At 71.6% G+C, this 13,936-nt stretch carries 11 protein-coding genes; 7 read left to right on the forward strand and 4 right to left on the reverse strand.

Translation table 11 applies throughout. The annotated features are described in order from the left end of the window. The first annotated feature begins 167 nt into the window (after positions 1 to 167). Positions 168 to 584, forward strand: coding sequence for a spore wall synthesis regulator SsgD (gene ssgD / locus IE258_RS27845; RefSeq protein WP_189747872.1), 417 nt, complete (start codon positions 168 to 170; stop codon positions 582 to 584). Between the two features lie 47 nt (positions 585 to 631). On the opposite strand, the gene IE258_RS27850 is transcribed toward ssgD, so the two are convergent. Next, entirely contained in the window at positions 632 to 1,312 is a 681-nt protein-coding gene (locus tag IE258_RS27850; protein ID WP_189747874.1) for a GOLPH3/VPS74 family protein, read from the reverse strand. Between the two features lie 299 nt (positions 1,313 to 1,611). On the opposite strand from IE258_RS27850, the gene IE258_RS27855 reads away from it, so the two are divergent. The 4 genes from IE258_RS27855 to IE258_RS27870 all read left to right on the forward strand — a co-directional run bounded on the left by IE258_RS27855 (position 1,612) and on the right by IE258_RS27870 (position 7,590). Continuing rightward, positions 1,612 to 3,246, forward strand: a complete 1,635-nt coding sequence (locus IE258_RS27855) for an ABC-F family ATP-binding cassette domain-containing protein (protein ID WP_189747876.1) — start codon at positions 1,612 to 1,614, stop codon at positions 3,244 to 3,246. A 10-nt stretch (positions 3,247 to 3,256) separates the two neighbouring features. After that, on the forward strand, positions 3,257 to 5,515 hold the full coding sequence (locus IE258_RS27860) for an ATP-binding cassette domain-containing protein (protein ID WP_189747878.1): 2,259 nt from the start codon (positions 3,257 to 3,259) through the stop codon (positions 5,513 to 5,515). Positions 5,516 to 5,631: 116 nt separating this feature from the next. Beyond that, complete coding sequence (gene ddaH / locus IE258_RS27865; RefSeq protein WP_189747880.1) at positions 5,632 to 6,408, forward strand: dimethylargininase; 777 nt, start codon at positions 5,632 to 5,634, stop codon at positions 6,406 to 6,408. A 207-nt stretch (positions 6,409 to 6,615) separates the two neighbouring features. Beyond that, on the forward strand, positions 6,616 to 7,590 hold the full coding sequence (locus IE258_RS27870) for an acyl-ACP desaturase (RefSeq protein WP_030190467.1): 975 nt from the start codon (positions 6,616 to 6,618) through the stop codon (positions 7,588 to 7,590). Between the two features lie 60 nt (positions 7,591 to 7,650). On the opposite strand, the gene IE258_RS27875 is transcribed toward IE258_RS27870, so the two are convergent. Continuing rightward, positions 7,651 to 7,896 (reverse strand): WhiB family transcriptional regulator, encoded by a 246-nt coding sequence (locus IE258_RS27875; protein WP_159325828.1) that lies wholly within the window; start codon positions 7,894 to 7,896, stop codon positions 7,651 to 7,653. Between the two features lie 192 nt (positions 7,897 to 8,088). On the opposite strand from IE258_RS27875, the gene IE258_RS27880 reads away from it, so the two are divergent. Continuing rightward, complete coding sequence (locus IE258_RS27880; protein WP_189747881.1) at positions 8,089 to 8,880, forward strand: VOC family protein; 792 nt, start codon at positions 8,089 to 8,091, stop codon at positions 8,878 to 8,880. A gap of 106 nt (positions 8,881 to 8,986) precedes the next feature. On the opposite strand, the gene IE258_RS27885 is transcribed toward IE258_RS27880, so the two are convergent. Together IE258_RS27885 and IE258_RS27890 are read right to left on the reverse strand one after the other, a co-directional pair. Then, a complete protein-coding gene (locus IE258_RS27885) occupies positions 8,987 to 10,030 on the reverse strand; it encodes a LacI family DNA-binding transcriptional regulator (protein WP_189747883.1) in 1,044 nt (347 codons plus the stop codon). Between the two features lie 186 nt (positions 10,031 to 10,216). Then, the gene (locus IE258_RS27890; RefSeq protein ID WP_189747885.1) at positions 10,217 to 11,248 is read right to left on the reverse strand and encodes a multicopper oxidase domain-containing protein; all 1,032 of its coding nucleotides are present in this window, start codon (positions 11,246 to 11,248) and stop codon (positions 10,217 to 10,219) included. A gap of 200 nt (positions 11,249 to 11,448) precedes the next feature. Between IE258_RS27890 and IE258_RS27895 the strand changes: the two genes are divergently transcribed. Next, a complete protein-coding gene (locus tag IE258_RS27895; RefSeq protein WP_189747887.1) occupies positions 11,449 to 13,926 on the forward strand; it encodes a ThuA domain-containing protein in 2,478 nt (825 codons plus the stop codon). Positions 13,927 to 13,936: the final 10 nt, after the last annotated feature.

Genomic DNA, 13,936 nt, shown 5'->3' on the forward strand with positions numbered 1-13,936 from the left:
GGACACGGGAGGAGAGGCGTGTCACTCCTGGGACCCACGGGGCATGAACGCGGTGACAGAGGTCACTCGCTCGTCGTGTGCACGGATGGGCTGATTCCGACGTCTCTTCCAGTGCCCGGCCCGTACCACCCGCGAAGCCCGTCCAGCCGTCACGAGGGAGCAAGGCGTTGTCCACCGTCATCGATCAGCCCGTCGAGGCGCGCCTCGTCGCCGCCGCGCCGCGCATGCCGAACATTCCCGCCACTCTGCACTACGACCGCGCCGACCCGTTCGCCGTCCGCATGACCTTCCCGGCCCCGGCCACCCTGGAGGGCGTGGAGGTCTGCTGGACCTTCTCCCGCGAGCTGCTCATCGCCGGGATGCGGGAGCCGAACGGCCACGGCGACGTCCGGGTGCGCCCGTACGGGTACGACCGCACCGTGCTGGAGTTCCACGCGCCCGAGGGCACCGCCGTGGTCCACGTCCGCTCGGGCGAGCTGCGCCGGTTCCTGCACGCCGCCGGCGAGCTGGTGCCGGTCGGTCTGGAGCACCTCCAGCTGGACCTGGACCACGAGCTGGCGGAGCTGATGCGCGGGAGCTGCTGACCTCTCCCCGGACCACGACTCCCCCGGACCACGACGACGGACGACGCTCAGCCGCGCGCGGACGCCGGTGCCCGTGCGCCCTCGTCGCTCACCGCGTCCCACACCTCGCCCACGATCTTCCGCATGCCGGGTGCCGCACTTGCCGCGCTCACGCACCGCCGGGTCAGCTCCGTGATCCGCTCCCGTCCGCGCACCCCGCTCACCGGGCCCCCGGGCACGCCCAGTCCGGCGGCGGCCGCCAGCACGGCCAGGGCCGCGTCCCGCTCGGACACCTCCCCGGCCGGTTGCGACCCCTCGAGGACCCGGCGCGCCTCCTCGCGCAGCGCCCGCGTCGCGGCCTCCCGCGCGAGCACGTACTCCACGGACGGGAACACGCCGAGCACGCGCCTCCTCTCGGCCCGCAGGTGCCCCTCGGCCACCAACTGCTCCCGTACGGCGTCGAAGGTGACCCGGGCGTGCAGCCGCACCCAGGTGCGCCACCGGTGCGGCAGCGACTCGCGGACTAGTTCGAGGAGGCCGTCGAGGACGGCGTCCCCGGTGCCGGAATCCAGGTCGGCGGGGGTGGCGATGCCCTCGTCGTCGGTGAGCAGCCCGCGCTGGACCAGTTCGGTGAGCGCACCGGCGCGCACCAGGTGCTGGACCCGGGCGGTGTCGGTGGCGGTGGACCCCGCGGGGTCCCAGGCCAGCAGGCAGAGCCGGGCCGGCAGTGAGAGCGAGCCGTTGGGCACGGGGGCCTCCTCGGGTTCCGCGTAAATGCGTTGACAGGCCAACCGGTCTCTCTTTAAGTTCTGTACCGCTTCTGTTGCCGCCGATTGGAGAAGGACGTTGCTCGTCTGAGGTCCTGAGACACCGCGTCACACGTATCTCACGTGTGTGCGCCGCGTGCGACCTCGTCGTTCGAGCCGTCCGAGCCTCCGACGGAGCAGGGCTTCCTTCATGCCCTCCCCTCGTCCGAGGCGGCCGCCCGCTTCCGGTGTCTCGATACGCGTTTGCCCCTGACCGCTTCGAGCAACCGCGGAGACCCCGTATGTCTACTTCCCCCACTTCCCTCGCCTGTACGTCCCTGTCCTTCGCCTGGCCCGACGGCACCACCGTCTTCGACGGACTCGACGTCGCCTTCGGCCCCGGCCGCACCGGCCTCGTCGGTGTCAACGGGGCCGGCAAATCGACCCTGTTGAAGCTGATCGCCGGCCGGCTCACTCCGGCCGACGGCACCGTCCGGGTGGCCGGCGAGGTGGGCCACCTGCCGCAGAACGTCACGCTCGACACCGCGCTGCGGGTCGACGAGGCGCTCGGCATCGACGCGCGGCGGGCCGCGCTGCACGCCATCGAGGCCGGTGACGTGAGCGAGGCGCACTTCGATACCGTCGGCGACGACTGGGACGTCGAAGAACGCGCGCTGGCCACGCTCGGCGAACTGGGCCTGGGCCACATCGGCCTCGACCGCACCGTCGGCGAGCTCTCGGGCGGCGAGTCGGTGCTGCTGCGGCTGGCCGCTCTGCTGCTGCGCCGGCCCGACGTCCTGCTCCTGGACGAACCCACCAACAACCTCGACGTCTACGCCCGTCGGCGGCTGTACGCGGCCGTCGAGTCCTGGCCGGGTGTGCTGGTCGTGGTCAGCCACGACCGCGAGCTGCTGGAACGGGTCGACCAGATCGCCGACCTGCGCTTCGGCTCGGTCACCTGGTACGGCGGCAACCTCACGGCCTACGAGGAGGCGCTCGCCGTGGAGCAGGAGGCGGCCGAGCGGATGGTCCGGGTCGCCGAGTCCGATCTGCGCCGGCAGAAGCGCGAACTGGCCGACGCCCAGGTCGTCCTGGCCCGGCGCAGGCGCTACGGACAGAAGATGTACGACACCAAGCGCGAGCCCCGGGCGGTGATGAAGCTGCGCGCCCGCACGGCCCAGCAGTCCGCGGGCAAGTACCGCATCATGCACGAGGAAAAGCTCGCCGAGGCGAAGGAACGGCTCGACGACGCGGTGGAGGCCGTACGGGACGACGACGAGATCCGCGTCGACCTGCCGTACACGGCCGTGCCGCCGGGCCGGACGGTGCTGACCCTGCGGGAGCTGGAGATGGTGTACGGCGCCCGGGTGGCGGGCGGCCTCGATCTGCACGGTCCCGAACGGGTCGCGCTGGTCGGGCGCAACGGCGCGGGCAAGACCACGCTGCTGCGCACCGTCGCCGGGGAGCTCGCACCGGTGGCGGGCGAGGCGACGGCGCACGTGCCGCTGCGGTTCCTGCCGCAGCGCCTGGACGTCCTGGACGACGGGCTGAGCGTCGCACAGAACGTGGCGCGGTTCGCGCCGGGCGCCACCAACAACCGGATCCGGGCGCGGCTGGCGCGCTTCCTGTTCCGGGGCGCCCGCGCCGACCAGCAGGCGGCCACGCTGTCCGGCGGTGAGCGCTTCCGGGCGGCGCTGGCCGCGCTGATGCTGGCCGAGCCCGCGCCGCAGCTGCTGATGCTGGACGAGCCGACCAACAACCTGGACATGGCGAGCGTGCGGCAGCTCACCAGCGCACTGGAGGCGTACGAGGGGGCGCTGGTCGTGGCCAGCCACGACCTGCCGTTCCTGGAGTCGCTCGGCATCACGCGCTGGCTGCTGCTGGAGGAGGGAGAACTGAGGGAAATCACGCCGGAAGCTGTCGGGTATTCCGCCTAGCGTCCGTTGGATGAGCGAGTTCATCAGCATCACCGGGGCCAGGGAGAACAACCTCCAGGACGTCACGCTCCGCATCCCGAAGGGCCGGCTGACCGTGTTCACCGGCGTTTCGGGGTCGGGGAAGTCGTCGGTCGTCTTCGACACGATCGCGGTGGAGTCGCGGCGCCAGCTGAACGAGACGTTCACCTGGTTCGTCCGCAACCGGCTGCCCAAGTACGAGCGGCCGCACGCGGACGCCCTGGAGGGCCTCACCCCCGCGATCGTCGTCGACCAGCGGCCGGTCGGCGGCCACTCCCGCTCCACGGTCGGCACGATGACCGACATCCACTCGGTGCTGCGGGTGCTGTTCTCCCGGCACGGCACCCCCGGCGCCGGAGGGGCGACGGCGTACTCCTTCAACGACCCGTCGGGCATGTGCCCCGGCTGCGACGGCCTGGGCCGCAGGGTGCAGCCCGACTGGGACCGGATCCTGGACCCGGCCAGGTCGCTGGCGGACGGGGCGGTCCGTTTCCCGCCGTTCGCGGCCGGGACCTGGCAGGGGCAGACCTACACCAACACCGAGGAGCTGGACACCGGCAAGCCGGTCGGCGACTTCACGGCGGCCGAGCGCGCCTTCCTGATGCGGGGGCGGCCCGGCAGCAGGGTCACCGTCAGCGGCTCGGGCGGGACGTGGAGCACCGAGTACGAGGGACTCGCCGACCGGTTCGAACGGCTGTACCTCAAGCGCGACCTGTCCGGCATGAGCGAGCGGACCCGGGATCTCGTGCGCGGCTTCCTGGTCGAGGCCCGCTGCCCCGACTGCGGCGGGGCCCGGCTGAACGCGGCGGCGCTCGCGACCCGGATCGACGGGCGCTCCATCGCCGACTGCTCCCGGATGCAGATCACCGACCTGATCGCCGTGCTGAGGGAGATCGACGACCCGGTGGCCCTGCCCGTCGCCGGCGCCGCGGTGGCCGCGCTGGAGCGGGTGGAGGCGATCGGCCTCGGCTATCTCAGCCTGGACCGGGAGACCGCCACGCTGTCCGGCGGCGAAGGGCAGCGGCTGAAGACCGTGCGGCACCTCGGTTCCAGCCTGACCGGGATGACGTACATCTTCGACGAGCCCAGCGTCGGACTGCACCCGCGTGACGTCGGGCGCCTCGGCGACCTGCTGCTGCGGCTGCGCGACAAGGGCAACACCGTGCTGGTGGTCGAGCACGACCCGGACGTCATCGCGCTGGCCGACCACGTCGTCGACATGGGCCCGCGGGCCGGTGCCGGCGGCGGCCGGGTGGTGTTCGAGGGGACGCCGGCCTCCCTGGCCGCGTCGGACACGCTGACCGGGCGGTGCATGCGGCGGCGTACGGCGGTGAAGGAGACCGTGCGCACACCCACTGGCGAGCTGTGGGTCAAGGGCGCCGAGCGGTACAACCTGCGGGAGGTGACGGTGGCGTTCCCGACCGGGGTGCTCACCGCGGTCACGGGGGTCGCCGGGTCGGGCAAGAGCACGCTGGTCGCGGAGCTGACCGGGACCCACCCGGACGCCGTGGTCGTCGACCAGTCGGCCATCGGCATCTCCGCCCGCTCCACCCCGGCGACGTACCTCGGGATCATGGACACGGTGCGGAAGGTCTTCGCGCGCGAGACCGGTACCGAGCCGGGGTTCTTCAGTTTCAACTCGGCCGGGGCGTGCGGGACCTGCGAGGGGCGCGGGACCATCCACACCGACCTCGCCTTCATGGACCCGGTGACGACCACCTGCCACGACTGCGAGGGGCGCCGCTTCCGGGAGGAGGTGCTGCGGCTGACGGTGGACGGACGGTCGGTCGCCGACGTGCTCGCGATGACCGCCGACCAGGCCCTCGGCTTCTTCTCCGACCCCGGCATACGCCGTCGGCTGCGCGCCCTGCGCGACGTCGGCCTCACCTACCTCACCCTCGGGCAGCCGCTGTCCACGCTCTCCGGCGGCGAGCGGCAGCGGATCAAGCTGGCGACCCGGCTGCACCGCACCGGCGCCGTCTACGTCCTGGACGAGCCGACCACCGGACTGCACATGTCGGACGTGGAGGGGCTGCTCGCCCTGCTGGACCGGCTCGTGGACGCCGGCAACACGGTCGTGGTCGTCGAGCACAACCTGGACGTGGTGGCGCACGCCGACCGGGTGATCGACCTCGGCCCGGACGGCGGGCGGGACGGCGGCCGGGTGATCTTCGAAGGCACCCCGCGCGAACTGCTCGCGGCCCGCGGCTCCAGCACCGCCGAGCATCTCAGGAGGGCTACGAGGGGCTGACGGGGGTTTCGCGGGCGCGGGCCCGCGCTGCATGATGGCGCGAACCGGCGCCGGGTCACGGCGCCGGACAGCCGACGTCGACACCCGCCGATCAGCGCCGACACGAAAGGCCCCGCGTGCCCAGCAAGAAGGCCCTCGTCCGCCGCCCCAGCCCCAGGCTCGCCGAAGGACTGGTGACACACGTCGAGCGGGAGAAGGTCGATCACGGCCTGGCCCTCGAACAGTGGGACGCCTACGTCGAGGCCCTCGGAGCGCACGGCTGGGAGACGCTGGAGGTGGACCCGGCCGAGGACTGTCCGGACTCGGTCTTCGTCGAGGACACCGTCGTCGTGTTCCGCAACGTCGCGCTGATCACGCGGCCCGGCGCCGAGTCGCGGCGCGCGGAGACGGCCGGTGTCGAGGAGGCCGTGGCCCGGCTCGGCTGCTCGGTGAACTGGGTGTGGGAGCCGGGCACCCTGGACGGCGGCGACGTCCTGAAGATCGGGGACACGATCTACGTGGGACGCGGCGGACGGACCAACGCGGCCGGTGTCCAGCAGCTGCGGGCGGCGTTCGAGCCGCTGGGCGCCCGGGTCGTCGCCGTGCCCGTGAGCAAGGTGCTGCACCTGAAGTCGGCGGTCACCGCGCTGCCGGACGGGACGGTGATCGGGCACATCCCGCTGACGGACGTGCCCTCGCTGTTCCCCCGCTTCCTGCCGGTGCCGGAGGAGTCGGGGGCGCACGTGGTGCTGCTCGGCGGGAGCAGGCTGCTGATGGCGGCCAGCGCCCCGAAGACGGCGGAGTTGCTCGCCGACCTCGGTCACGAGCCGGTACTCGTCGACATCGGCGAGTTCGAGAAGCTCGAGGGCTGTGTGACGTGCCTCTCGGTCAGGCTGCGCGAGCTGTACGACTGAGCACGCCGCGCAGGGCGTTCGCCCGGCCCCGGACCTGCGGATCTCGGGGCCTTGCCGGGTGCCGCCGGACGGTGGCTGATCAGCGACCTTTACAGTGCGTTTAACCTACGCTCTCGTAACCTACGGTTTCGTAGCCTACGATCCCGTAGGTTCCCGGCACCGCTCGCCGGCCGCACCGCACTGTCGTACGTCCCCATGGAGTTATTCGTGACGATCGTCTCCCCGCACCTCGGCACTTCCGCAGAATGGACCGACGCCCGGCTGCTGTACGCGCTGGAGGAAGTGGTCGAGAAGGAACTCAACCGGCATCTGCAGGTCGCCAAGGACTGGATGCCGCACGAGTACGTGCCGTGGAGCGACGGCCGGAACTTCCCGGGGATCTTCGAGGACGGCGAGGCATGGGAGAAGGAGCAGTCCAAGGTCACCGAGATCGGCCGGATCGCCCTGGTGGTGAACCTGCTGACGGAGGACAACCTCCCCAGCTACCACCACGAGATCGCCAGCCTCTTCGGCCGGGACGGCGCCTGGGGGACCTGGGTGCACCGCTGGACCGCCGAGGAGGGCCGGCACGGCATCGTGATGCGCGACTACCTGCTCGCCTCGCGCGCGGTCGACCCGGACAAGCTGGAGCAGTTCCGCATGGCCCACATGAGTGAGGGCTTCGAGTCGGACAACCGGCACTCGATGCTGCACTCGGTGGCGTACGTGGCCTTCCAGGAGCTGGCCACCCGCATCTCGCACCGCAACACGGGCCACCAGTCCGGCGACCCGGTCTGCGACCGCATGCTGGCCCGCATCGCGACCGACGAGAACCTGCACATGGTCTTCTACCGGAACCTGCTGAAGGCGGCCTTCGAGCTGGCACCCGACCTGACGATGCAGGCGGTCCGCGACGTGGTCGTCAACTTCCGGATGCCGGGTCACGGCATGCCGGGCTTCGAGCGGGCCGCCGCGCAGATGGCGATCGGCGAGGTCTACAACCTGCGCATCCACCACGACGACGTGATCCAGCCGGTGCTGCGCTTCCTGAAGGTCATGGAGATCGACGGCCTCGGTCCCGACGGGCAGGCGGCCCAGGAGGAGCTCGGGTTGTACATGGGCGGGCTGGACGCCGAGGCCGCCAAGTTCGACGAGAAGCTGGCGGCGCGCAAGGCCCGGATGGCGGCCCGCGCGGCGGGCTGACCGCCTCGGGCCCGGCCTCCCCGGGCCGGGCCCCAGGTGTCCGCCGTGCTCGGCCGGCGCTCAGGGGATGGTGCGCCGCAGCGCCAGCCGTTCCTTCTCCGACAGGCCGCCCCAGACGCCGAAGCGCTCGTCGTTGCTCAGCGCGAACTCCAGGCAGGTCGAGCGGATCGGGCACAGGGCACAGATCCGCTTCGCGTCCCGTACGGAGCTGCCGGGCTCGGGGAAGAAGAAGTCGCCCCCGGTCTGCGCGCACAACGCCTCCTCCTGCCAGCTGAGGTCGGGCGCCGCTGTCGTCTCGATGTGCATGCGCAGCAGCGTGCCGGGAGACGAAAAACGTTCGATCAACGCGGTATCAACGCCGCGCGTCCACCACCCCCAGCCGATCAGATCGTCCTCCGCAGGGCACGGCGGCGCACGGCGGCGCGCGGAAGCGGTTGTCGGTGGTCGGTGGAAGACTCGGAAGAGGCAGGCAACGGGACCCTTCCGAGGAGGGCGATCATGCTCACCACCCGTTTCGTCACCGGCGCGCCGAACTGGCTCGACGTCGGCACCCCGGACCTCGACGGCGCCACGTCCTTCTACGGCGGTCTCTTCGGCTGGCGGTTCCGGTCGGCGGGGCCGGAGGCCGGCGGCTACGGCTTCTTCGAGCTGGACGGCCGGATCGTGGCCGGCGGCATGGGCACGACCGAGGAGCAGGGCCCGCCGTCCTGGACCGTGTACTTCCAGGCGCCGGACGCCCGGGCCGCCGCCGGGGCCTCCGGGGAGGCGCACGGCGGTGTCCTCGTGCAGCCGATGGACGTCATGGACCAGGGCACCATGGCGATCCTCGCCGACCGGGCCGGGGTGCCGTTCGGCATCTGGCAGCCGGGGCAGCGTGCCGGCCTGGACGTGACCGGCGAGACCGGCGCGCTGTGCTGGGTCGAGCTGCACACCGCGGACATCGCGGCAGCCGCCGCGTACTACCGTGCGGTGCTGGGTCTGGAGACCTCCGGCGTCTCCTTCCCCGGCGGCTCCTACACCTGCGTCAACCCGGCCGGAGAGGGCGAGGACGCCATGTTCGGCGGTCTCGTCCCGCTCGCCGAGGATCCGGCGGACACGGACGCCGACGCCGGATGGCTGCCGTACTTCGCGGTGGACGACGCGGACACCGCGGTCGCCCGGACCACGGAGCTGGGCGGCAGGGTGCGGATGCCCGCGACGGACATCGAGGGCGTCGGCCGCGTCGCCCGCCTGGCCGACCCGTACGGCGCCCGGTTCGCGGTACTCAGGCCGGCACCCCGCCAGGGGTAGCGCACGGGGCGCGTCCGGCCGCTCGCGGTCACGTCGGGGCCCGGCACCAGGGCGCACTCGGGTCGGCGCGAGACCGGTGTCCGGCTTCAGGGGGTGCGGGGCCGGCTCATGCCGTGGACCGATGGACCAGGGTGGTCGGCAGGATCACGCCGGACGGGGCGGACGCCGGGGCTTCCGCGTCGTCGGGCGTCCCGCTGTCCAGGCCGCGCAGCAGCAGGCGGGCCATCAGCCGGCCCATGCCCTCGATGTCCTGGCGGACGGTGGTCAGCGGCGGGTCGGTCTGTTCGGCGACCGGCAGCATGTCGTCGAAGCCCACCACCGCCACGTCGTCCGGCACCCGCCGCCCGCGCTCGCGCAGCACCCGCAGGGCGCCCGCCGCGGTGAGGTCGTTGGCAGCGAACACGGCGTCCAGGTCGGGGCACCGGTCGAGCAGTTCCCGCATCGCCCGCTCCCCGCCGCCCGCGGTGAAGTCCCCCCGCGCGACCAGCCCGGGCTCGGCGCCCGCCCGGACGTCGCGGAAGCCCGCGAGGCGGTCCGCCGCCGAGGTCTGGTCGAGCGGGCCGGTGATGTGCGCGATGCGGGTCCGGCCGAGCCCGGCCAGGTGGTGGACGGCCGAACGCGCGCCGCCGCGGTTGTCGCTGTCCACGTAGACCACGTCGTCCCGCCCGTCGTCCCAGTCGGGGCGCCCGCCGAAGACGGTCGGCACGCCGGCGCTGCGGACCAGGCCGGGCAGCGGGTCGTGCAGGTGCAGGGAGAAGACGAGGGCGCCGTCGACGTGCCCGCCGGCCAGGTAGCGCCCGACGCGGGCGTGGTCCTCGCGGCCCTCGGTGAGCAGCAGCACGAGCTGGTTGTCGTGGGCCGTCAGTTCCTTGCTGATGCCGCGCAGTTGCTGGGCGAAGTAGGGGTCGGCGAAGACCCGTGTCTCCGGTTCCGCGGCGACGACGGCGACGGCCTGGTGCCGTCTGGTCACCAGGGAGCGGGCGGCGTGGTTGGGCACGTATCCGAGTTCCTCCACCGCGTGCCGGACCCGCTCGGCCAGTGCGTCCCGCACCCCGTGGGCACCGTTGACCACGCGGGACACGGTGGCCCGCGAGACCCCGGCGCGCTCGGCCACGGCCTCGAGCGTGGGGCGCGGCGCGGTCTCGGTCACGTGCGGCTCCTCCTCGGCGGCTGCGGCTCAGGATAGCGGCAGGCCGCGGCGCGGGAGGTGGCGCTCCGGGGACCGAAAACGTTCTTGTGCGCAGGCGGGTGCGGTCGTCAGCATGGACGTATGTACAGAAGAACGGTCCACGACAGCTGACCGGCGGCGCCGCTGACGGCGCCGGCCGGCCCCGGCTCAGTGCTCGTGTTCGTGCGCGGCCGCCTCGCCCGCCGGCTCCCCGCTCTCGCCGCTCTTCGCGGTCGCTCCTCCGTGCTCGTGCGGTTCGTACCCGGGGATCGTGCCGTCCGGCTTCTTCACCAGGAACAGCCCCACCATCCCCATGTCGGAGTGGCTCTGCACGTGGCAGTGGTACATCCACGCCCCCGCGCCGACCCCTTCCCCCGCGATGATCTGGAAGCCGAAGGAGTCCGCCGGGCCGGTGATCTTGTTGTCGATGACCCGGCTCGGGTCGTCGGGCCCGGTGAGGATGCCGGTGCGGTTGTCCGCCCAGCGGTGACCGTGCATGTGGAAGGTGTGGTAGTACTCGCCGTGCGTGATCATGACGATCTCCACGCGGTCGCCCACGGTGGCCTCGAAGTCGGGGCCGGTGTGCGGCTTGCGGTTGTTGATGGTCATGTCGTTGAAGACGATCGTGTGCGTGGCGTCCGGCAGCACGTCCCCCTTGCGGCGCACGATCACCGGGCCGTACAGGCCGTTGCGGATGCCTCCGGTGCCGTGTTCGGTGCCCACGACGTGGTCGTGGTAGTGCCAGTAGCCCGCGCTGCCCGGCCGCCAGGTGCCGTCGTCGCGGCGGCCGGGTTTGTGGGTGCGCCAGGTGTAGGTGCGGGTGCCGCCGGGCTCGACGTCGCTCTTGTTCATGGCGGTGCCGTCGCTGGAGATCTCGTAGTCCAGGCCGTGGACGTGCAGACTGGCGCGCACGTCCATGGTGTTGGTGAACTCGATGTGCACCGTGTCGCCCTCGTTGAGTTCGATGAGCGGGCCGGGGACGGTCGCCTTGCCCTTCTCGAAGCCGTAGCCCATCTGACCGTCCGCCAGCTTCTCGGCGTACATCTTGAGGTGTCTCACCTCGCCCCCGGCCGGCGCCGTCCTCGCGGTGACCTCCTTGGCCGCGGGGGCGGCGCCCGCGACCTCCGGAGCGATGGACAACGATGTCGCGGCGGCCGCGCCGCCCAGCAGTACCCGTCGGTTGAAGCCTCGCCTGTCCATGCCGAACTCCCCACGCCGATACGGAATGTGCGCAGACCCAGGACCTGATTGGCTGTGATGAGCCTGTGGGACCGTACCGGTTGCCGCCGCGTTTATCCACACTCAGGACAAAGTTCGTTCGATTGCGGTCATACCTATTGGCGTACCGCGCAAAGAGGTCTAGCTTCCTTGGCGCTGCTGCCGTGACCGAGGAGGTGCCCATGCCCTTAAGAGGGTTGAGCGCGAGAAGAAAAGGCTGGGCGGCGTGCGCCACCGCCGCTTTCGTCGCCGCGGGACTGCTGGCCGGCCCTGCCGCCAGCGCACGTCCGGCGCCGGACCCATCCCTGACAACGATGTCGATCAAGTCGCCGCCCGGCGGCGCCAATGTACGGGTGCTGATCTTCTACGGTTCCGCCGCGGCCGGGGACGAGTCCCCGGTGGTGAACGCCGGTATCGCGGCCATCGAGCGGATCGGTCTCTCCGGGCCTGCCAAGGAGCAGTTCGCGGTCGAGGCCACGGACAACGCCAACGTCTTCACCAACGAGAAGAAGCTCGGCCGCTTCAACGCGGTGGTGTTCCTGACCGGCGGCGGAGATGTCCTGACGCCTGCTCAGGAGGCGGGCCTGGAGGCGTACATGGAGGCCGGCGGCGGGTTCGTCGGCGTCCACGACGCGGCCCGCGCGGAGCCGTACTCGGACTGGTTCACCGGTCTGGTCGGCGCCCGCCCGGCCGCGGGCAGTCCGGCCAAGGTCCAGCGGGCCACGGTCGAGGTCGGTGACCGGCGGCATCCGGCCACCAAGGACCTGCCGCTGGAGTGGAAGCGCCCCGACGAGTGGCTGAACTGGCAGAAGAACCCGTCCGGTGAGGTCCACACCGTGGCCAGGGTGCGCGAGTCGACGTACGCGCCCGGAACGAGCGCCAACGGGGCGGACCACCCGGTCAGCTGGTGCCGGGACTACGACGGCGGCCGGTCGTTCTACACCGGCATGGGCGGCACGGTGTCGTCGTACGACGAGACCGACTTCCGCACCCATCTGCGCGGCGCCCTGATGTGGACGACCCGGCTGTCGCAGGCCGACTGCAAGGCGACCATCAACGCCAACTACAAGGCCGAGCGGCTCACCGACCCCAACCAGCCCGGCCAGAACGACCAGATCGGCGAACCGCACGGCCTGGTCACCGCGCCCGACGGCCGCGTGTTCTACATCGGCCGCGGCGGCGCGGACTCCTCCCAGCCGGTGGTGACCGACTGGAACGACCCGAACGTCGGCAAGGGCACGGGCGAGATCCACGTCTGGGACCCGAAGACCGACAAGGTCACCCTCGCGGGCGCGCTGACCGTCTTCGGCAACAAGGGCGGCGGCGACGAGCTGACCAAGGTCGAGGAGGGCCTGCTCGGCATCGAGCTGGACCCGAGGTTCGCGGAGAACGGGTGGGTGTACCTGCACTACACCCCGCACTCCGAGATCAACCGGGACACGCACATGGCCGAGCGCCGGGTCTCCCGCTTCACCCTCGACCCGGCCACCAACAAGCTGGACATGGGCAGCGAGAAGGTGCTGCTCAAGTGGCCGGTGCAGATCCACAGCTGCTGCCACGCGGGCGGCGGGATGGCCTGGGACTCCAAGGGGAACCTGTACATCGCCACCGGTGACAACAACTCCAGTGGTTTCAGCGACGGTTACTCCGGCAACAACCCGCAGCCCAACTTCAAGGGCGTGTCCTTCGCCGACGCGCGCCGCACGGCCGGCAACACCAACAACCTCAACGGCAAGATCCTGCGCATCCACCCGGAGCAGGACGGGACGTACACGCTCCCGGAGGGCAACCTCTTCACCGGCAAGGAGACCGCCGAGGGCGGCGGCAAGACGCGCGGCGAGATCTACGTGATGGGTGTGCGCAACCCGGCGCGCATCTCCGTCGACAAGAAGACCGACACCCTGTACGCGGGCTGGGTCGGCCCGGACGCCGGTGCCCCGTCGCCGACGTGGGGTCCGGCCAAGTACGACACGTTCGCCACCATCACCAAGGCGAGCAACCGCGGCTGGCCGTACTGCATGGGCAACAAGCAGCCGTACCGGGACCGGAACCTGCCGGACCCGTCGAAGCCGCTGGGCTGGTACGACTGCGACCACCCGAAGAACGAGTCGCCGAACAACGACGGCCTGGTCAACCTGCCGCCGGTGACCGGCAACAACATCTGGTACTCGCCGCAGGGCGGCGGCCCCGACTTCCCGCGCGACGAGAACGGCGTCCCGTCGTACGAGCAGGACGAGGCCACCTACCGGCTGCCCTGGCTCAAGGGCGGCGGCCAGGCCGCGATGAACGGCCCGCTCTACCGGTACGACGCCGACAGCACCAGTGACACCAAGTGGCCCGCGTACTGGGACGGCAAGTGGTTCGTCGGTGACTTCTACGACGCCGACCAGCCGCGCAACGCGGTACTGATGGACCCGAAGACGCAGGGCGACGGCGGTCTGCCGGTGCACTCGGAGTCCCTGAAGAAGATCGTGCCGATCGGCAACGACGGCATCAAGAACCTGATGGGCTGGAAGTTCGGCCCGGACGGCGCGCTGTACGTCCTGGACTACGGCCGCGGCTTCTTCACCTCGGACTCCAAGTCGGCCCTGTGGCGGGTCACCTACGAGGGCGGCGGTCCGACGCCGGCCGCCGGACAGCTGGCGAGGGGGACCGAGTGATACGCCAACG

The organism is Streptomyces tendae (genome assembly GCF_014650435.1).
Lineage (GTDB): Bacteria > Actinomycetota > Actinomycetes > Streptomycetales > Streptomycetaceae > Streptomyces > Streptomyces tendae.